18 protein-coding genes are annotated in these 20,999 nt (G+C 43.1%); 11 read left to right on the top strand and 7 right to left on the bottom strand.

Features of this window, described 5'->3' with window-relative positions; all coding sequences use genetic code 11:
* Nucleotides 1–5 precede the first annotated feature (5 nt).
* The 6 genes from K9M52_RS14325 to K9M52_RS14300 all read left to right on the top strand — a co-directional run bounded on the left by K9M52_RS14325 (nt 6) and on the right by K9M52_RS14300 (nt 5,255).
* Nucleotides 6–620 (top strand): IMPACT family protein, encoded by a 615-nt coding sequence (locus K9M52_RS14325; protein ID WP_224069120.1) that lies wholly within the window; start codon nt 6–8, stop codon nt 618–620.
* 135 nt (nt 621–755) lie between these two features.
* Nucleotides 756–1,676 carry an acetyl-CoA carboxylase, carboxyltransferase subunit beta gene (accD, locus tag K9M52_RS14320; protein WP_224069119.1) on the top strand — a complete coding sequence of 307 codons (921 nt, stop codon included), beginning with the start codon at nt 756–758 and terminating at the stop codon, nt 1,674–1,676.
* Nucleotides 1,677–1,814: 138 nt separating this feature from the next.
* The gene (gene smpB, locus K9M52_RS14315) at nt 1,815–2,255 is read left to right on the top strand and encodes an SsrA-binding protein SmpB (RefSeq protein ID WP_224069118.1); all 441 of its coding nucleotides are present in this window, start codon (nt 1,815–1,817) and stop codon (nt 2,253–2,255) included.
* A gap of 201 nt (nt 2,256–2,456) precedes the next feature.
* Nucleotides 2,457–2,969 (top strand): DUF2911 domain-containing protein, encoded by a 513-nt coding sequence (locus K9M52_RS14310; RefSeq protein ID WP_224069117.1) that lies wholly within the window; start codon nt 2,457–2,459, stop codon nt 2,967–2,969.
* Nucleotides 2,970–2,986: 17 nt separating this feature from the next.
* Nucleotides 2,987–4,132, top strand: coding sequence for a cysteine desulfurase family protein (locus K9M52_RS14305; protein ID WP_224069116.1), 1,146 nt, complete (start codon nt 2,987–2,989; stop codon nt 4,130–4,132).
* 76 nt (nt 4,133–4,208) lie between these two features.
* Nucleotides 4,209–5,255 carry a TerC/Alx family metal homeostasis membrane protein gene (locus tag K9M52_RS14300; protein ID WP_224069115.1) on the top strand — a complete coding sequence of 349 codons (1,047 nt, stop codon included), beginning with the start codon at nt 4,209–4,211 and terminating at the stop codon, nt 5,253–5,255.
* A 130-nt stretch (nt 5,256–5,385) separates the two neighbouring features.
* On the opposite strand, the gene K9M52_RS14295 is transcribed toward K9M52_RS14300, so the two are convergent.
* Both K9M52_RS14295 and K9M52_RS14290 read right to left on the bottom strand, forming a co-directional pair.
* The gene (locus K9M52_RS14295; RefSeq protein WP_224069114.1) at nt 5,386–7,920 is read right to left on the bottom strand and encodes a DNA gyrase/topoisomerase IV subunit A; all 2,535 of its coding nucleotides are present in this window, start codon (nt 7,918–7,920) and stop codon (nt 5,386–5,388) included.
* A 217-nt stretch (nt 7,921–8,137) separates the two neighbouring features.
* Nucleotides 8,138–8,734: a DUF1543 domain-containing protein gene (locus K9M52_RS14290; protein ID WP_224069113.1), complete on the bottom strand. Its 597-nt coding sequence runs from the start codon at nt 8,732–8,734 to the stop codon at nt 8,138–8,140.
* 65 nt (nt 8,735–8,799) lie between these two features.
* Between K9M52_RS14290 and K9M52_RS14285 the strand changes: the two genes are divergently transcribed.
* Nucleotides 8,800–9,315, top strand: coding sequence for a uracil-DNA glycosylase family protein (locus tag K9M52_RS14285; protein WP_224069112.1), 516 nt, complete (start codon nt 8,800–8,802; stop codon nt 9,313–9,315).
* Nucleotides 9,316–9,405: 90 nt separating this feature from the next.
* Here the strand turns inward: K9M52_RS14285 and K9M52_RS14280 are convergent, their stop codons facing one another.
* Together K9M52_RS14280 and K9M52_RS14275 are read right to left on the bottom strand one after the other, a co-directional pair.
* Nucleotides 9,406–10,821 carry an OmpA family protein gene (locus tag K9M52_RS14280; protein ID WP_224069111.1) on the bottom strand — a complete coding sequence of 472 codons (1,416 nt, stop codon included), beginning with the start codon at nt 10,819–10,821 and terminating at the stop codon, nt 9,406–9,408.
* Between the two features lie 99 nt (nt 10,822–10,920).
* Complete coding sequence (locus K9M52_RS14275; RefSeq protein WP_224069110.1) at nt 10,921–12,003, bottom strand: Ldh family oxidoreductase; 1,083 nt, start codon at nt 12,001–12,003, stop codon at nt 10,921–10,923.
* Between the two features lie 167 nt (nt 12,004–12,170).
* Here K9M52_RS14275 and K9M52_RS14270 point away from each other — a divergent pair, with 167 nt between their 5' ends.
* The gene (locus K9M52_RS14270) at nt 12,171–13,718 is read left to right on the top strand and encodes a hypothetical protein (protein WP_224069109.1); all 1,548 of its coding nucleotides are present in this window, start codon (nt 12,171–12,173) and stop codon (nt 13,716–13,718) included.
* Nucleotides 13,719–13,869: 151 nt separating this feature from the next.
* Here K9M52_RS14270 and ssb read toward each other — a convergent pair whose 3' ends face one another.
* Nucleotides 13,870–14,352, bottom strand: a complete 483-nt coding sequence (ssb, locus tag K9M52_RS14265; RefSeq protein WP_224069108.1) for a single-stranded DNA-binding protein — start codon at nt 14,350–14,352, stop codon at nt 13,870–13,872.
* A gap of 241 nt (nt 14,353–14,593) precedes the next feature.
* Nucleotides 14,594–15,235, bottom strand: coding sequence for a hypothetical protein (locus K9M52_RS14260; RefSeq protein ID WP_224069107.1), 642 nt, complete (start codon nt 15,233–15,235; stop codon nt 14,594–14,596).
* Between the two features lie 280 nt (nt 15,236–15,515).
* Between K9M52_RS14260 and mnmA the strand changes: the two genes are divergently transcribed.
* Nucleotides 15,516–16,622: a tRNA 2-thiouridine(34) synthase MnmA gene (mnmA, locus tag K9M52_RS14255; RefSeq protein WP_224069106.1), complete on the top strand. Its 1,107-nt coding sequence runs from the start codon at nt 15,516–15,518 to the stop codon at nt 16,620–16,622.
* 241 nt (nt 16,623–16,863) lie between these two features.
* Nucleotides 16,864–17,853: an aspartate-semialdehyde dehydrogenase gene (locus K9M52_RS14250; protein WP_224069105.1), complete on the top strand. Its 990-nt coding sequence runs from the start codon at nt 16,864–16,866 to the stop codon at nt 17,851–17,853.
* Between the two features lie 200 nt (nt 17,854–18,053).
* Here the strand turns inward: K9M52_RS14250 and K9M52_RS14245 are convergent, their stop codons facing one another.
* Entirely contained in the window at nt 18,054–18,788 is a 735-nt protein-coding gene (locus tag K9M52_RS14245) for an LOG family protein (RefSeq protein WP_224069104.1), read from the bottom strand.
* Between the two features lie 582 nt (nt 18,789–19,370).
* On the opposite strand from K9M52_RS14245, the gene K9M52_RS14240 reads away from it, so the two are divergent.
* Entirely contained in the window at nt 19,371–20,912 is a 1,542-nt protein-coding gene (locus tag K9M52_RS14240) for a trypsin-like peptidase domain-containing protein (protein WP_224069103.1), read from the top strand.
* The last annotated feature ends 87 nt before the right edge of the window (nt 20,913–20,999 follow it).

Raw genomic sequence — 20,999 nt, 5'->3', positions numbered from 1 at the left:
CATACATGACGACACAGGAGACATCATTTTTTACAATTGGTCAGGAGGCGATTGCCGAATTCAAAGACAGAGGCAGTAAATTCCTGGCCTATGCATTCCCCATCAAACATCCGGAAGACTTTAAGCAGCGGCAATCGGAACTCAAAAAAGAACATGGCAAGGCCGTTCATTTTTGTTTTGCCTATAAATTGGGGCCGGACAATTTAATTTTCAGAAGTAGCGACGACGGAGAGCCTTCAGGCAGTGCCGGCAAACCGATTCTGGGTCAGATCACCAGTAAAGGGCTTACGGATGTAGCGATCATTGTGGTGCGCTATTTTGGTGGAACACTTCTGGGAGTGCCCGGACTGATCAATGCGTATAAAACGTCTGCCGCCCTAGCCTTGCAAATGGTACCTATCATTAAAAAACAGATTATGGAGGATTGCCAGTTGGACTTCGATTATACCCGGCTCGGTGAAGTAATGCGCTGGATTAAGACTTTTAATGCAACCATCAAAAGCCAGGAGTCTCAGCTATTTTGCAAAATGATCATCAGCATTCCTAAAGTATCTATGGAAGAGGCGACAACGGTATTCTCTTCGCTTCAGGCGGTCGATTTTAAAAAACTGGGTAAATAATTCTACGATTTAAAATCAGTTCTCTAAAAATAACAACCGTTTGTCTACATAGATAAAACAAATACCTTTAAATTGCCTGATAAAGTAGGAAAGTCCTTAATTTTGTCAGTCTGAAACATATATCTAAAAGTAAATATGAGCGAAGAAGAACTGAAATCAGAAAATAGTTATATACCGGAGCAGGATAAGAAAACGGAAGGAGAACCCAAACAAAGATGGTTTCAAAGATTGCGCAAAGGCATTCAGACAACCACCTCTGAAAAAAAAGAGGTCCCAGAAGGACTCTGGAGCAAATGCCCGGAATGTAATTATATCTGTACCTCCTCAGAACTGGAAGAAAACCTGTATGTGTGTCCCAAATGCGGATATCACCACCGGATCAGCAGTGAGGATTATTTCAAGATTTTATTTGACGATAGAAATTTTAAAGAACATTTTGAAGGAATCAAAAGTGTGGACTTTTTAGGGTTTACAGACTTAAAGTCCTATCAAAAACGTCTGGATGATATTTATAGTAAAACAGATCTCAAAGACAGCATGCGGGTTGCTTCCGGTAGCATGAACGGTGCACCCATCATTGTCGCTTGCATGGATTTTGCCTTTATTGGCGGTTCATTGGGCAGCGTGATGGGAGAAAAGTTCAGCCGGGCAGTAGATTATGCTATTGATAAAAAGGTCCCCTTTATGGTGATCAGTAAATCTGGAGGCGCACGCATGATGGAAAGCGCTTTTTCTCTGATGCAAATGGCGAAAACCAGTGCCAAGTTATCTCAATTAAGCGATGCCCAGCTGCCTTATGTTTCATTATTGACAGACCCAACCTTTGGTGGCGTCTCCGCCAGTTTTGCCATGCTGGGCGATATCAATATCGCTGAGCCAGGTGCCCTGATCGGATTTGCAGGCCCACGTATTATAAAAGAGACGATAAGAAAGGATTTACCTAAGGGTTTTCAACGCAGTGAGTTCTTATTAGATCACGGTTTTCTGGATTTCATTGTAGACAGAAAATCCTTGAAAGACAAGCTAAGTGTTATGCTCCGTCACTTCAAAGTTTAAAAAACAGACGCAGCAAATACAATTACATTCAAACGCACGGCATTTCTGGTCCAACCGGTAACCGTGCTATTTTGTCAATGACGCTATTGTAGCAAGGCAAAATTATCCCAGGGTTATTGATAGAAAGATAAAAATGTTATGGGCGCAACACATTCCAACAGACAGGCATATTTTCATTACAACATTGATACTAAGTATGTTGCGGGTATTGTATTACTTGGCACCGAAGTCAAGAGTATCCGTAGTGGCAAGGTAAGTTTCAATGACAGTTTCTGTCTGTTTGATAAAGGAGAACTCTGGTTAAGAGGGCTTTTTATCGGCCAATACGGATTAGGCACCACTAACAACCACATTCCGGTACATGACAGAAAATTACTGCTGACCAAAAGAGAACTAAAAAGGCTACAGGCAAGCATTAAAGAGAAAGGGCTCACTATTATCCCGTTACAGGTCTTTATCAATGATAAAAACCTCGTCAAAGTGGAAATCGGTGTAGCCAAAGGTAAAAAACTCCACGACAAACGGGAAACCCTCAAAAAACGAGATACCGACCGGGAAATCAAACGTTATCTCAAATAGCGCACTATTCCGTTTTTAATGGTCCGTCCACTGATCCTATAAAATATTTCTAAAGTCCATTACTTCTCTGCATTCATTAAAATCTTTAACGTAATTTCATCAGCGGAAACTTCATACCATGGAACCGCCGTACGGTCATTGTATATTTGATGGCTATTGGCGGATTTCGGGATGCCATTTTAAAACATTTAAATTAAACAGATGAAAAAGCTAATTCTGGTTTGCCTGTTTGCCATCGGTCTTGGCGTTCTAGCCAGCGCGCAACAGCCTAAAAAAAGAGCCAGCCCCAAAGACAGTGTATCAGCCACAACGACATCCGGTGTCAATATTAAAATTGTCTATGGCAGGCCTTATTTAAAGGGTAGAGAGATTACCACCATTGTTCCTTTCGGCAAAGTATGGCGTACCGGTGCGAATGAGGCTACACTCTTCCAGGTTGATCAGGATGTTACAATCGAAGGAAAGAAACTGCCGGCGGGCAAGTATAGCCTTTACACGATTCCCGATAAAGATCAGACGGTACTGATATTTAACAAACTCTGGAATCAATGGGGTACAAATTATGACGAATCCAACGATTTTATGCGTGTAGAAGTACCCACAAAAATGAGTACTGATCAGGTAGAGCAATTTACCATCAAATTAGATGATACAGGTCTGGTCACTTTACGCTGGAGCAACTGGGATATTGAATTTACTGTAAAAAAATCCTAGCCGAAATTAAAATAGGAATGATCTATTTGGATTATAATGCAACCACACCGGTGGATGAAAGGGTAATATCTAAGATCTTACCCTTTTTTTCTATGCAGTTCGGCAATGCAGCCAGTGCCCACCCCTATGGTCGTAAGGCCCATGAAGCGGTGGAGAATGCCCGTAGCCGGATTGCCAGATCAATGGGTGCCGACCCGTCAGAAATCATTTTTACCTCCGGCGCCACCGAGAGCTGCAACCTGGCGATCAAAGGAGTTCTTGAAACTTACAGATCAAAGGGACGACATATTATTACTGTCACAACAGAGCACCCCGCAGTTCTGGACACCTGCAAGTGGCTGGAACAAAAAGATGCAGAACTAACCTATCTTCCGGTTAATTCAGCAGGGATGATCGATCTGAAAGTATTAGAAACCGCTATCCGACCGGACACGGTACTGGTCGCTGTAATGGTCGCCAATAATGAAACAGGGGTGATCCAACCTTTCCGGCGGATCGGGGAATTATGTCATAAAAAAGGGGTCCTCTTTTTTACAGATGCCACTCAAGCCCTGGGGAAATTACCGATTCATGTTCTAAACGACAATATCGATTTAATGGCTTTCTCAGGTCACAAAATATATGCACCCAAAGGAATTGGTGGATTATATGTCCGCAGAAAAAACCCCAGAGTGCGGCTTAGTGAACAGATACACGGAGGCGGTCATGAAAAAGCCATGCGAAGCGGTACACTGAACGTGCCGGACATTGTAGGACTGGCAGAAGCGCTTTCCATTTGTAAAGACCCTCGCGAGGTACAAAGTTTACAAAATATCCAGTCCCTTAGAGATCGGCTCGAGCATGCACTGACAAAACTGCCTGGCGTACAAGTAAACACAGACAGGGAAACACCCCGGCTGGGACATGTCAGTAATCTCCGGTTTGAGGGCACCATAGGCAGGCAGCTTCTCGGGCGTTTAAACCCCGACATTGCGGTTTCAAGCGGCTCTGCCTGCAGTACGGCCAGTAACGAGCCCAGTCATGTCCTTTTAGCAATGGGTCTGTCTGAAGATCAGGCCAGAAGCAGTATCCGGTTTAGCCTGGGAAGATTTACAACTGAACAGGATATTACAACTGCCATATTAAAAGTGACGGATGCCGTAAGAGATCTAAGCGGCCGGTAGCAGTAGTTGCCTAAACAATCAGGTGCATAAAAGAAGAAAAAGAATTGCCAATCCAAAAATCCTTTATTTTTACATCATGAACATAACACTACTAACAACAACTATTACAACTCTGGTCTCAACACCGCTTTCAACGCTTACTATGGCCCTGACACACACAGAAATCGTTTATGGTATCTTTGGCATCGTCCTGATCATAGCATTGCTGCTGGATTTAGGACTCATGAGTAAAAAAGGAAAAGAGATCTCCATCAAGCAGGCAAGTATTCAAACCGCTTTCTGGATCGGACTTTCCCTTGCATTTTGGGTCTTTGTCTGGTATGAAAATGGCTCGAATGCCGCCACCAAATATATTTCGGCTTATCTAATGGAATGGAGCCTTAGCATTGACAATATATTTGTATTCATACTCATATTTGCGGCTTTTAAAGTTAAAGAAAGCGATATGGGCCGTGCCCTGCTGATAGGCATTCTGCTGGCCATTGTCTTTAGAATCCTGTTTATCGCCGTAGGTATTGGCCTGATTGACCGTTTCCACTGGGTTATGTATATATTCGGGGCCTTTTTACTCTACACAGGAATTAAGCTCTTCGCCCAAAAGGAATCTCATGAATTCAATATGATGGACTCTAAATTCTTTAAATGGATACAACGTGCCCTTCCATTTACAGACGAAGAGCCCATGGGCAAATATGTCATCAAAAGAAATGGCAAAAAGTTTTTTACATCACTGACCCTGGTAGTCATTGTCCTGGCCGTTACCGATATCGCCTTTGCGCTGGATAGTATCCCTACAGTAGTTTCCCTTGTAAAAGACAGCCCGAATGCAGCATTTTCAAGCAGTGACATCTTGGTTATATATTCCAGTAATATTTTTGCGATCCTGGGACTGAGAAGCCTGTTTTTTCTGTTGAGAGGCGCGGCTAACAAGTTTAGATTCCTTCAACAAGGCATTGCCTTTATTCTGATCTTTATCGGGGTGAAAATGCTCATTGAATTTTTCCATATCCATATTCCGATAGGGATCTCCCTGGGTGTTATCGTGCTGTGTGTAGGCATCAGTATTGCTGCGTCAATTATGATTCCTGTAAAGGAAGAGAGTCCTACGACAGAGCAACCATAGCTGAACAGCGCTTAATGGCCTAATAATGAGATTGTCCGGGTAAAAGAAATGTCCGCTTCATTTGAACGTGAAGCGGACATTTCTTTTACTGCTATTATAATTTATCTCAAGGCAACACGCACAGGATACGCTAAAACAGACTCGGCTGGTCATCCGCATTTCCGGCTGTTTTTTTGGGACTGATCCATTCCATCGCTACAGATTTACTGAAGTCCATTAACTTGGCACCGACGGCTTTCCAGCCCATCACTTCTACCAGGTTTGCAATGCGAAACTTAGTCGTCCTTTGGGAACTTCCTCTGCCAATCTGAACTTGTAAGACCGGCTGTTCATCCATGGTTACAGCCTCAACATAGTTTCCTTCTCCGTCCTTGATAAAACTGAATTTAGACTTCATGGTGTTGGTTTCAATCCTGAACCGCTTAACATTAAACTGTTTTTTATCATTATCCAGATAAACCGCTGTAATGACTTTTTCAGGATCAAACTTCTCTATAAGAATAACCTTCTCTACATCAAATCGTTGTGATAACTCAGTATCGACAATCTCATAGCTGCCGTCACTATAAATCACGAGGATATTTTCGTCGTCAAAAGACCCCAGGAGATTACCTTTCTCTTCCATATTAAGTCGGCCAAACTTATCATCAAACCAAAGTTTTCGGCCTTCCAACGTGGATTTCCCTTTCTCCTTTAATTTAACAGAGCGAATCGGATATTTAACCACTTGATTACCATTAGAGCTTCTGCCTTTAATCTCCAGCGTACTAAAATCGAAGTCAAGCTCTTTATTCCGGGCATTACAGTTAGGGCTGAGTAAAATGCGAACAACTTCCGCTTCTCCATTGGGATTCGCTGTAAAATAATGTACCTTGCTCTTATCGCTTCCTTTGGTAAGGTCGTATTCCTTATCTCTTGTGATGGCAGTCACATTAAAACGTTTGGCATAGGAAACGCCAGATTTCCCATCCACATAGATCATATTAAAGGTAGTCCTTTCGTCTCCTTTCTGGAAGACAGCTGCGTGCAGAATATCTTTGCCGATAAAGACTTTATCCGCCACACGGACAACTTTCATCTTCCCTGCCTTGGTAAAACATATGATATCATCCAGATCAGAGCATTCACATAAGAAATCGTTTTTCTTAAGACTGGTGCCGATAAATCCTTCTGCTGCATTTATATACAGTTTCGTGTTGGCAATAACCACATGCTTGGCTTCAATAGAATCAAAAAGCTTGATCTCTGTTTTTCTTTCCCTTCCCTTTCCGAATTTTTTAATCAGGTTTTCAAAATACGCGATCGCAAAATCGGTGAGGTGTTCCAGATTAAAATTCACCTGATTAATCTCTTCGTCAATCGCTTTTATCTGTTCTATAAGGTCGTTGATATCCAGCCGATAGATACGGCGAACCGGTTTCTCTGTAAGTTTTAACAGGTCCTCGCGATGAATCGCTCTTTTGAGCTTCTTTTTGTAAGGAATAAATGCTTTATCTATTGCATCAATGACATCATCCCAGCTTTTATGTTTTTGCTCTAGTTCTTTGTATATTTTCTCCTCAAAGAAGATTTTTTCCAGTGAAGTATAATGCCATTTTTCTTCCAGTTCAGCAAGCTTGATCTCCAATTCCCTTTTCAACAATTCCTTGGTATTCTCTGTGGATGTTTCAAGGAGCTCATTGACAGTAATAAAACGGGGTTTGTTCTCGACAATAACGCAGGCATTGGGAGAAATACTGATCTCACAATCCGTAAAGGCATATAAGGCGTCTATGGTGATATCCGGAGAAATTCCCGGCGCCAGTTCCACATATATAGCCACTTCCTGAGCTGTGCCGTCTGTTACCTTCTTGATTTTAATTTTACCGTTATCATTGGCTTTGACAATACTGTCCACCAATGAGGAAGTCGTAATGCCATAAGGAACGCTTTTTATGACCAATGTCTTTTTGTCCTGTTCTTCGATGATTGCACGAACCTTTACCTTGCCTCCTCTTTTCCCTTTATTGTAATTAGAGACATCAATCATTCCGCCGGTCAAAAAGTCTGGGAACAGTTCAAATTTCCTTCCCTTCAGGTATTTGATGGATGCTTCACAGAGCTCAATAAAGTTATGTGGCAGTATTTTAGTGGAAAGGCCTACGGCAATTCCTTCAGCACCTTGAGCGAGTAGTAAAGGAAACTTCATGGGAAGCGTGATAGGCTCGTTCTTACGGCCATCGTAGCTAAGCTGCCACCCCGTAGTCTTGGCATTAAAAGCAATTTCAAGGGCTAACTTAGAAAGCCTTGCCTCAATATAACGGGAAGCGGCGGCGGAGTCACCAGTTCGTACGTCTCCCCAGTTACCCTGCGTATCGATCAGTAGATCCTTTTGTCCCATATTCACCAGCGCGTCTCCGATACTCATATCTCCATGTGGATGATACTGCATGGATTGCCCGATAATATTTGCGACTTTATTGTAGCGCCCGTCATCCATTTCTTTCATCGCATGAAGGATCCTGCGCTGTACAGGCTTTAACCCGTCTTCAACAGCAGGTACCGCACGTTCTAAGATCACATAGGAAGCATAGTCTAGAAACCAGTTCTTATATTGACCCTGAACACCGGTATTGACGCTCAGGTCCAATTCCCGCTTTATTTCTTTCTTTGAATCTTTTGCCATGTATCGTTAATATCCAGTTATATATCTAAATCCGATTAATTTAAATATTGCTATCGCAATATAATGGAATTATTCCCTTTTAACCCAAATGATGGGTGCGGGCAAATGTAATTCGTTTTTTTGGTAAAAACAGCACCTGTGTATAAAAACTTTAGCATGAACACCCCCCATCCTCAACCGCTTTACACACCAAATTAAAACAAACATAACCAGTTAATTATACAAATAACTGACTAAGTTTTGTCAACTTAGTATATCCGATCTGCCAGTGGTCCTCTTCGCCTTCACCGGCCAACCTAAAGTGCAGGAAGTACTTTTTCTTTAAGTCTGCTGATAAAATATCCTCCACATTATACAGGTCATCAATATCCACCCCATATTGATCATCAACATGAGAACCAGCAGCATTTTTATAAAAAACAGAAGCTTTGGCCGCCTCAATGGCTCCTGCTTTACCCGACTGTACAGTGATCAGTTTGTGGTGCCACTCTTCGAAGCTGTCTGGGTGATACCCACCCAGATTAATAAAATAGAGGTGATTGGAGCTGGGGGCAGAACCGGCGTTACTCATGTTATCCTGGTTATCTGATACGATATCTGGCCTTTCCACGACTTCCACCTTAAAACCGTCTACACGTGTCACCTTACGCCAGGCATCCAGGTGCAATCTTCCACCATCCGGCCAGAACTGTTCCATCTGCCGGATCAATTCCGGGGCGCTGGCTGCTATGCCAAAAAAAATATCATGTTGTTCTATGTGTCGGCCTTCGGGTTTGCAGCCGATCAGGCACATGTACAAGTTAGGTTGTTCCATAGGCTAAAAATAAGGAGAAATTGGGGATCAGGATTAATCTCACGGCAAAAAACTAACTTTGTTCCATGCAGATCGAGACCCACCCCCATGCTCCATTTATACCTGATACACTAAAAGTTCTCATTATGGGTAGTTTTCCCGGACGAAGTACGACCCTATCGGACGACCCTGGCAACCAGTGGTTTTACAGCGCCAGACGCAATCAATTTTGGAAAATTCTAGAAAAAGTATTTGAAAAGCCCTTGCCGGATCAGGAGACCAAATCCGCTGTCCTGTCCCTTCACGGCATCGGTATAGCAGACATTTTACTACAGATAACCAGGCTCAAGGACTCCAATGCAGATCAGGACCTGGAGATTGTCACATACAATGATAAGGCCATTGGCGATATATTAAAGCGTTACCCTAACGTATGTGTCTGTTTTACCAGTCGTTTCGTTGAAAAGCATTTTAAGTCACTATTTCCGGCGCACCAGCATAGTATATTGTTACCTTCCCCGTCACCCCGGTATGCCAGGCTCAATCTGGATCAAAAGGCCGCCTTATACAAGCAAATTCTGTTCTTCGGGGTTGAAAAATAGAATTGTAACAAAGGTGCGGCCATAAACCGGCATGGTATGGCCGCACCTTTGTTTGATGATTATAACTGCTTCCACAAATGTGACCCCGCTTTAGTAAAGCGTAAATTCCACTCTTCTGTTTTGTTGCCTCCCTTCTGGAGTATCGTTGGTGGCAATAGGCTGACTGGAGCCATAACCGACAGCCTCGATTCTGGACGCATTCGCTCCTTTAGATACCAGATAAGCTTTTACAGATTCTGCTCTTTCCTTAGAAAGACGCATATTTAGAGTATTACTTCCTGTATTATCCGTATGTCCGGCCAGTTTGAGGCTAAAGTGTTTATTGACCAGTAGTTCAGCAACGCGGTCCAGGCTTGGAAAAGACGCCGCGCGAATCGTGGCCTTACCTAGATCAAATTCCAGATCCTTGATAGCTTCATCTACAATTTTCCGGTCTTGTTGTGTAACCACTACTTTTTCTTGTTTAATAATTTGCTTTGGTTGCGGCAGCGGACAACCGGCACCATCTACACGCACACCGCTTTCTGTATTGGGACATTTGTCAAAAATATCTGCTACCCCATCGCCGTCACTGTCTTTTTTTGCATCCTCTAATTGCCCCCGCAACCCTTCAATAGCCTGTTTATTCTCTTCATTAGATTGATCTATCTTGCGTTTCAGGTCCTGGTTCCGCTCATAGAGGTCCATAGCCAGCTGTGCCGGCGCATTAACCACCGCGAGCTGCGGTTTACTGCGGTTACCCAGGGCAAACTCTAGACCTATTCTCACGCCGGAAAACTTGTCCTGATGACCACTGCCGTTAACGCCATCAAAGAAATGATGGTTAATAAAATTGGTACGATAGCTCAGGTCCAGATTAATACCGGTGGCTACATTAAACTTAGCGCCGATACCTACCGGAATATAAAATGCCGTGGAAGCATCCGGTTTGCTCTCGTCAAAATCGCCACGCGCATTAATATAACCGACGCTCTCATCGTCAGTATTCCCTACCTGTGTATGAAAACGCATATAGCCTCCACCGGCACTGATGTATGGTAAAACGGTCGCCTGACGATTTAACCAATTAATCGTCCCTAAAGTAAATACACCACTTACCGAAGCTGCCAGGTCGATACTGGTTTTAAAATTCCGCACAAAGGTAAACGTAAGGGGATCGCCGTCGTGAAGCGCCAACCAATTATCCTGGCCAGCTTTATTATGCCCTTTTACCTGGCCACGCATGACATCCGCCTGTAGCCCGAATCCATGATAAATCTGCTTTTTAAGGCTGATACCATATATAGCGCCCAGTTGATCAAAGCCCATGCGTTTAAAATCATTATTTCCAAATGGAGTGGCGGGCGCGGATAGTCCGCCCCAGACACCAATCGACCAGGTTCTGTAATCATTGACCCCGGAAAAGGGAGTCACCCTGGGTATAGAATAATCTGCAGTTTGTTGGGCCTGGCCGCCCAGTGCCATTAGAGCCCCCATTCCTAATAGTAAAGTTTTTTTTATTTGCATTATAGAACAGTTTGATTTTCAGCTTTATGGTTTACATATATAAAACAAACATTATGCCACTTGAGATAACGCTCATCGACTGACGATTTCTCTCTATTTTTAAGGTAAGCAAGATATTCCCAATTTCCCGGCCAAAGCGTTCAGATCTTCCACTACAGGTTTCAGTAGTGGTATCCCATGCATTTTGTGATAGGCCTCTTTTTCCATTTCGGGCATTCCCGGAATCAGTACCCGGTCATGGCCTGCCGCGGGCTTAGCATTTTTAAACCGGTCAATCCATTTATCCATGTTGTCAAAAAAGCTTTCTTTAGACCGGAATGCATCAACCCGCATAGCACCCAAAAAATGCCCCAACCCTTCACCAGGCATATTTTCGGGCATTGGTATATAGGCCGGAAATGGGGGGGCCCAGGGGCCATAAGAAGCACCGCTCAATACAGCTGAGAAGATATCTACAACACTACTTAATGCATAGCCTTTGTGACTGCCGTGCATTCGATCTCCTCCCAAAGGCAAAAGAGCACCACCTTCTTTAATACAACCCGGATCTTCACTTGGACGCCCCTGCTTGTCCTGCGCCCACCCTTCAGGTATAGCTTCATTTTTTCGTGACGCAACTTCCAGTTTACCATTGGCTACAGTAGTCGTGGCAAGATCTGCGACAAAGGGTTGTTCCTTGCCTGCGGGTATCGCTACGGCAATCGGGTTTGTACCCAACATTCGTTCTGCGGAAAAAGTCGGAGCAACCAAAGCACTGGCATTAGTCATAGCCATGCCGATCATATCCTTCTCCAGAGCCATCATCGCATGCACACCCGCAATTCCAAAATGGTTGCTGTTCTTGACGCTGACCCAGCCTGTGCCCACAGCCTCGGCCTTTTTTATTGCTATTTTCATGGCCTCATGTGCCACGACCAACCCCAGCCCTTTATCACCATCTACAACAGCTGAGGAAGGGGTTTCATGAACAATCCGAATATCGGGAACAGGATTTACGCGCCCTGCCTCCCAAAGCCGGACATATCCAGACAGACGCGCGATTCCATGGCTATCAATACCACGCATATCTGCACTTAACAATACGCTGGTAGCCGTATCGGCATGGGTATCATTACAGCCCATTTTTTTAAAGACGTTTAGCGTAAATCTAAATAAGGCCTGATAACTATAGGAATTGTGCATATATAATAAATTGAGTAGCAAAGATACTACTTGCAAACATTAAACCTTATTAAATGCAGGTAGGGTTTACCGCTTCGGAATACTTATTTTTGTGGCTGTATTTTTGTTTAAAATACAACCAAGTAGTCATTTTTAGGCTTTAAACCACAAATGCGCATAAAAATCAGATGATAAAAGACCTTCATTCAGCAACTCCTGCAGTACGCAATGTAATAATAAAATCCTCGAAAAAATGGTCTATATTTTCTAATGACCTTATCAGTTTATGGGCAAAACTGACAATAATAATAATCAGTCTTGCCTATACGAATGACGGACGTGCACAGATAGTTGACAGTTCTATAAAAGCAAAAGACTCGGTCTATCCCGCTGCGCCACATACTGCAACGCCATCCGGCGATACATATCAAGGGAAACAGGGGACATCGGTGGCAACTTTGCATCAGACGCCCGATAGTCCACAGGTATTTACCCCCAGCATCATTCAATATGATAAAAGCAGTATCCACAGTGATTTTGTCATGGCCGAAAGACGGGCCAGCTTTAAGAAATACCTGATGGAAAAAACCATTCAAGAAATCTTTAGTGGACCACTTAATCAATATACAGACTATAAGTTCGAAAATTCCTGTCTTTCTGCAACCCAGTTTTTAATCAAGAACCAATACACACAACGTGGTTTTGAGAAAATGTTTCAGCAATATTTCCGGTTGGACAATTCTGCCCGGCAGGCTCTATTAAACGCGGTGTATGGCATTTATCCGCTTACATTCAAAGATGAGGTAAAAGCCATACTCCCCTATGAAAGAGATCCCAAACTATTTGCTATTGCTGCTCTCTATGATTACAGAACAGATAGTTCAGTTTCCAATCGTAATCGTTTAATACGACAAATGGAAAAGCAGTTTGCAAACAGTAGTCAAATCCTGCTTTTAAAGCAGTTGAATGCCTATCTATTAAGACACTTGGCTGATCAGCAAACTCCTCCTCCCCCTGTGTTGGAATTATTCAGGTATCAACAACTCTGGAAGCAAAAGACAGTTTATAGTTTTCAACGGTGGGACCGTAACTATAGCGGTCTGTGTATTGTCCAATATGAAGATGGGCATTTTGCCAGGGATGAAAATGGCAAATTGAAGATATTCAGACAACTGGCAAGATCCGGAAGCGGACTGCCTTATTTTATTACTAACGGCAATACGCCACAGGGTGTATACAGAATTGCCGGCGCCAGGGTGTCTATCGATAAACTCATCGGACCCACACCGACGCTTCAGTCCATTTTACCCTATCAGGCTGACTCAGTTTTTTTCAGAGGGCTCCCTTATGACAGCACAGGTACGAAATTAGATAACTATAAAGTTTTACTCCCTCCCTCATGGCAAGCCTATCCTCCAATGAAAGAGAGTTTCTGGGCAGGTGCTGTAGGCAGGCGTTATATTGTCATTCATGGCTCCACGCTGGATGGCAGTTTTTTTGAAGGCTGGTCTTTCTATCCCAATTCCCCGACTGATGGTTGCCTGTCCACACTGGAAAGTTGGGATAGCAAGACCGGAGGCATCAATCAAAGCGATCAGTTAAGCCTTGTCAATACTTTTTTAAAAACACCGGGAAGAATGGGTTTATTGGAGGTGATCAATCTTGACAATCAGAAAAAAAATGTAACGCCTGAAGAAATCATTGCACTAGTAGATCAGTTTGAGCACAGCAGATAACAGTTCCTCGTGCTTTCAACAAGACTCAAAAAAGCCTGAAACATAAAAATTGCATGTTTCAGGCTTTTTTGAGTCATAATAATTTCAAATTATAAGGGTTTCAGCTAACCAACCGTCTCTTAGACTTCATTGTTTATGAAGCAAACGCTGTTTAAAAAGGAAGGTCATCAGCCCCTTCCCCAGCTGCTCCACCTATGGAGCCGCCGTCACTGGTATTGCCGCTTTCCTGCTGACCGTAACCGCCGCTATTACTATCGGAGCCAATATTACCGGAAGATCCACCAGGCATCGCATCCTGGCCATAGTTATCATTAGGTCTGGAGCCTAATAATTGAACATTATGAATTCTAAGCGTAAGTGAAATCTTGTTTTCCCCACTTTGAGTTGTATAAGACCGGGTATCTGGCGTTCCTTCTGCATATACTTGTGTTCCCTTTTTAAGGTAAGGAGCAATAGCAGTTTTCTCTGTCCAATAAGCACATTCCACCCAGATAGTTTTAGGTTTCAGTTCCCCCGTTGTACTATCCCGATATCTTTCCGTGTGGGCAACACTAAAATTTATAACAGTTCGGCCGTTCACATTATTAACCGTGCAGTCCCGGCCCAGATTTCCAATTACTTGCAATTTAATCATAAAACGTCAATTAAAATTTCGTGGCAAATATGTTTGCAGCAATATACATTTTTTTGCGAGAAAACGTATATAACACGGTAAAAATTGATAAAGCGCCACTTTTATGCCAAAATCGAGGTTACAACCTAAAAAAACAGGATCCAAACCGGTTTTTGTGCCGATCGGATCCTGATTGATTTGGTTTATTTGCTTTTATCAGCCCCTGATCCACTCGGATCAGGCTAAAAACTGGCTATACTTATTACAACTGAGATGGGTTATCGACCATCGAGCGAACTCTGGAACTGGGTAAAAATACCTGGACGCCAAAATTCACGCCCAGTGCGTGCTGATAGGAAGTGTTACCACCACCAACAAGACCATTGTATTTTACCAGACCCTCCAGTGCTACGTTTGGTGTAACGAAATAAGAATAACCCGGGCCAAAACCAAAAGCAAAACCATTGGTTGTTGGACCGTCTTTAATATTTATACCTGCAAAACCTGCATTAGCTTCGGCGAAAAACCGTCCATGTTTGAGTAAATTATCTACACCTTTCTCGCCGGGAGACAAATAATAACGTCCCAAAGCCTGGATTCCGTATATAGTAGATTTTGCTGCTACCCCGTTAATCTCCGCGGATTTATTGAATCCAAGATTTACGACACCCCCTACCATAACATTGTCGTCAATAAAATATCCGATTTTAGGACTGATACCTATACTGTAACCCGCGCCGTCGTTTAGCCCGAAATTGAATCCGAATAATCCACTATTCGGTGTTGTGACGAGACCGCTTCCCAAATCAGTACCCAGCATCAGATTCCCTTTCTGGATCTGTGCATTTGTCACTGTTAACGCACCGAAAAGGCCTGCGACTGTTAATACAAGTAATTTTTTCATGTTTTACAATTTAGTTTGTTTGGAATGTAAATACCCAGCTTGCTAATTTTTATGCTAAAATTTCGTGCCAAATTGGCCAAAACCTGGAAAAATGTAAAAAATAATGAATTTTCAATTCCTTATTTCTCAACAATTTACCATGAGGCAAAGATATCTCTTCTTGTTGAATTCTTCAACACGGATATCCAAAAAATATCATAAATCAGAATTATGACAGCCGTGTGACGGACCCATAAAGCTATTTCTGCCAATAATGTTACCTTTGCAAAAATTTAATATTGTGAAAAAGGGAAAGGTTTTGGTAGCTATGAGTGGCGGTATTGATAGTACTGTCGTTGCGCTTATGCTCCACAAACAAGGGTATGAAGTTATTGGAATTACCATGAAAACCTGGGACTATGCCAGCAGCGGCAGCAGCTCCAAGGAGACCGGTTGCTGTAACGTAGACAGTTTTAATGATGCCCGCCAGGCGGCAGTTCAACATGGGTTTCCCCATTTTATACTGGATATACGAGATGAATTCGGTGATTTTGTAATTGAGAACTTTGTTGAGGAGTATATTGCCGGGCGTACCCCGAACCCTTGTGTTATGTGCAATACGCATATTAAGTGGCGGGCACTTCTAAAAAGAGCCAATGCCCTGGGCTGCGATTATATCGCCACCGGCCATTATGCGAACATTCATCAGGGGGAAGACGGAAGGTATTATCTGAGCAAAGGACTGGACGCGACAAAGGATCAAAGTTATGTACTTTGGGGATTGGAACAGGACCTGCTTAGTCGCACACTTCTGCCGTTAGGGGGCTATCATAAAAGCGAGATCCGACAACTGGCAGCCGATTACGGCTATCCGGAGCTCGCCAAAAAGAGTGAAAGCTACGAAATATGCTTTGTACCTGATAATGATTACCGGGGATTTTTAAAGCGCCGGGTGGAAGGTCTGGAGGAACGCGTACAAGGTGGATGGTTTGTCGATAAAACCGGTAAAAAACTCGGGCAACACAATGGCTATCCTTTCTATACGATCGGTCAGCGTAAAGGGCTTATCGCTATGGGACATCCGGTATATGTCACCCACATTGATCCCGATACCAATACCGTTGTATTAGGCGATATCGAAGATCTGGACAAAAGCGAATTAAAGGTGGGACAGTTGAATTGGCAAAAATATGACACCATTCAGGATGGCATGGAGGTACTGGTAAAGATCCGTTATAAGGATAAAGGCACCATGGGTCATCTCTATCAGGAAGAGGGGCAGTTGCGCGTAGAACTGCTGGCTCCTGCCTCCGGGATCGCGCCGGGTCAAAGCGCCGTCTTCTATGAAGGGGATACGGTTATTGGTGGTGGAATAATCAAAAGGCAGGAAGTTTTTACATTTTCCTAAAAAATTATTTGAATAATTCATTATATCCAATTAATTTTGACCCATAAATGAACAACATAAAGAAACATACTAAGAAGATGAAACCGTCTAAACAGGAAGGGTGAACTTGGTATGTGTCACATCATAAATGAAGCCTTCCTATAACGGGAAGGCTTTTTTCTTGTGTTTCAACCGAGGCTTTTAAAGTATATTCTCAGTGTTGTCCGTTTTAAAGCTCATTATATAACAAAAAAAAGAAACAATGAAAGTAGCCGTAGTCGGTGCTACCGGTCTGGTAGGTACAAAAATGATGCAGGTCCTGGAAGAAAGAAATTTTCCGGTAACGGAATTATTGCCTGTAGCCTCTGAAAGAAGCGTTGGTAAAGAAGTCAGCTTCAAAGGCAAAACATATAAGGTGATTGGTATGCAACAGGCAATCGATGAAAAACCGCAGGTGGCTATTTTCTCTGCAGGTGGAGGCACTTCCCTGGAATGGGCTCCAAAATTTGCGGCAGCCGGCATCACGGTTATCGACAACTCTTCTGCCTGGAGAATGGATCCTACTAAAAAGCTCGTGGTTCCGGAGATCAATGCGTCGGTATTAACCAGCGAAGACAAAATCATCGCGAACCCCAATTGCTCTACCATACAAATGGTCGTTGCCCTCAATCCGCTACATAAAGCCTATCAAATGAAAAGAGTGATTGTAAGCACGTATCAGAGCGTTACGGGTACGGGTAAAAAAGCCGTCGATCAGCTCTTTAATGAAAGAACAGGTAAAGATGGTGACAAAGCCTATGCACACCCTATTGACTTGAATGTGATACCGCAGATCGATGTCTTCACAGATAATGGCTATACCAAGGAAGAAATGAAGATGACCAATGAAACGATCAAGATCTTGCAAGATGACTCCATCCGTTTGACCGCTACTGCAATCCGTATTCCGGTCATCGGCGGACACAGTGAAAGCATCAATGTTGAATTTGAAAAAGAATTTGACCTGGATGAAGTTCGCCAATTATTGAGTGAAGCTCCGGGCGTCGTTTTACAAGACAATATTGCCGAAAGTCAATACCCTATGCCGCTGAATGCACATGAGAAAGACGAGGTCTTTGTGGGGCGTCTCCGTAGAGATGAAACCCAACCTAAAACTTTAAATCTCTGGGTCGTTAGCGATAACCTTCGCAAAGGTGCAGCCACCAATGCCGTACAGATCGCTGAATACCTGTTGGCGCAAAAGCTGATTTAGGCGATAAAGCCAAATAATGGCTGGACGGCAATTAGTTTGTTGTATCGTATCAATGCTGTTTATTAAAAAAGTCTATTCCACTCTTAAGATTCTTGCAGTGGAATAGACTTTTTTTGGCATGGTGGTACCCCTATATGTTGTTTAATATTGCATTTTTTAAAAGATTACATCCCCGGCTGAACACTAATATGGGTCTGTAATCACCTGGGCTCTTTGCGTTCCAGCCACCTCCAGCGAGGCCTTTGCGGCAAAATATTATAATGTCGGCTAATAAATTTCTGGATATAATCCATGCCGTCATCAATGCTATCCGTAATAAAAATCAGGTCCATATCGATCGGCGCAATAGTGCCCGCGTCGGCGAAACCTTTCATCAGGTCCACAATCGGCTGATAAAATGCAGACCCGAATAATACAATTGGATACCTGTCAACAGACTTGGTCTGCACCAGGGTCAGGATCTCAAAAAACTCATCCATTGTTCCAAAGCCGCCTGGCATCACCACAAAAGCATACGAATGCTTTACCAGCATGACCTTTCTGGTAAAAAAATGTTCGAAGACTATAGAATCAGTAAGGTAAGGATTTTCGTGCTGCTCATGTGGCAAAACAATATTCATTCCTACAGAAATACCGCCTGCCTCAAATGCGCCTTTGTTAGCGGCCTCCATAATACCCGGACCGCCACCGGTGATCGTCGTAAATTTCATTTCGGCGATCCGCCTGCCAAACTCAACAGCTGCCTCGTAGTACTTTGTTCCTTCTTCCAATCTGGCAGATCCGAATACCGTCACCCCTGGCCCGATATTATGCAGCTTATACATGTTGTACATAAGTTGCCAGGCAACCTTCAGGGAAAAGCCAATTTCCCAGATGCCCCTTTTAGGGCTATCTAAATAAATAATCTTTTTTCTGCGTATAACTTTCCCTTTCATAATGTATACTTTGATATGACTTTGGCTGCGCCGAAGCGATAAAGTCCTGATAACGGTCCATCTTGATATTGTAAACTTATGGATAATATTTTTAATTTTCTGCTTTGATTTTTATTTTATACAATCGGTGCCTATCAGAAAAGTGGCACCTTAATAAAAAAACATAGCAGCCATAAACATTAATAATTGTCAAAATAGGGGTTACTAAAATACGCATGCAAAAAACTATGCTAACGAAACAGGTTTCTCGGTTAATTTATTTTAACAGCATATCATCCTACTTTTTGCTACAACCATTAATTTTCCGAGCTTTCAGCATGGCAGTCATCTTTAACATTGCTGACTACCAATTAAATATTTTGTTAATAAATAAAAGCTGCGTAAAGCCATATTGAACTGGACTGTAAATTTATCGTCCAATAAATATTAAAAAGCAACCAAATACAGTTGCAGTTTAATTTATCAATATTGCTAAGACTGAAAAGCAACCGGCCCTTTGATAAAAGCAGTTTATTAAAAACATTAAATCTCGTGTACTGCAAGTTTCAAGGGAATTATTAACTATTAAAATGAAATAAACCGATGAAATTAAAAAATGTACTGTTTGTTGTTTTTATCAGCGCTGTTACAGCCATAGGTAGTGTATGGGGCTTCAGTAAATACCAGCGCATGCAAACAGCCGGAATTCAGGAAACCGGTAAACTTCCTGCCAACTATGCCAGTTTTTATGATAAATCAACCGCCCCTGCCGGAGCGCTTGATTTTACGGCAGCCAGCGCTTCCGCCACACCTGCCGTTGTTCATATTAAAGTAGAAACCAAAGCCAGAAAAGTAACCAACAATTTACCCAGAAGCCCTTTTGGAGACCTGTTCGGGGATAGCCCATTCGGGGATTTCTTCGGTGGCCCAAGAATTCAGACCATTCCGGGGGAAAGGGCCAGCGGCAGTGGTGTCATCATCAGTGAAGATGGTTACATCGTAACCAATAACCATGTCGTGGCGAATGCCGATAAGATTACGGTAACCACCAGCGATAAAAAAACATATAAGGCCCGTGTTATCGGCACAGACCCCAGCAGTGATCTGGCGGTCGTAAAAATTGAAGCAGACAACCTGCCCTATTTAGTTTATGGTAATAGTGATGATCTGAAACTCGGCCAGTGGGTTATTGCCATTGGTTACCCATTCACGCTGGATGTGACCGTAACGGCTGGTATCGTTAGTGCTAAGGCTAGGGATATTGGTCTGGGCCGGTCTAAAAGCAATGGCAGCTCCACGACGGTTGAATCCTATATCCAGACAGATGCAGCGGTTAATCCCGGTAACAGTGGCGGTGCGTTGATCAATACTGACGGACAGCTGATCGGTATCAATAGTGCTATTGCCTCTCCTACGGGTAGCTTTACGGGATACTCCTTTGCCATCCCTGTCAATATTGCCCGTAAAGTGGTCAATGATATTATTAAATACGGGGCCGTGCAGCGGGGATACATCGGGATATCTTTCGGAGATATCACTAATATGACCGATAAACAAAAAGAAGAACGGAAAATTGCCAACTACAATACCGGCCTGTATGTGGCTGATGTCAGTGAAGACGGTGCCGCTAAAGAAGCAGGACTTCAGAAAGGTGATATCATTACCGCAATCAATGGAAAAGCGGTGCATAATTCAGGGCAGATGTCAGCAGTCATGGGCGACAAAAAACCCGGAGATAAACTGAACGTCACCTATATGCGGGATGGCAAGCAGCACCAGGCCAGCCTGATCCTCAAAAACAGTATCGGTACTTATAAACAATTGACCGCCGACGAAGCCTCTGCAAAGACATTAGGGGCCGATCTAACGACACTTACTCCGGAACAAGCCGGCAAATATGGCATCAGAGGTGGTGTACAGGTCACTAATCTGAGAGAAGGCGCTTTTAAAAAGGCAAAAATCCAGAATGGTTTTATTATCGTTAGCATCAACGGACAGACCGTTACCAAGGCAGAAGAGGTACGTAAAATTCTCAAAGAGAGTACCGGGTTACTGCAGTTAAGAGGTATTTACCCTGATGGAGATGCCATCTACGGCTATCCTTTAAGATTGGACAACGATGAAGATAGTGACAGTGGTAACTAGTAAAAATAATAATTTATGAACGAAAAAAGGGCTGACCTGATGGTTAGCCCTTTTTGTTGACCATTTATCCTACGGATCATACTTCTA

Origin of the sequence: Arachidicoccus terrestris (assembly GCF_020042345.1) — a bacterium.
In the GTDB taxonomy this organism is placed as follows: Bacteria; Bacteroidota; Bacteroidia; order Chitinophagales; family Chitinophagaceae; genus Arachidicoccus; species Arachidicoccus terrestris.
The sequence above is the reverse complement of the archived record's forward strand: the minus strand, read 5'-3'. Positions and strand labels throughout refer to the sequence as shown.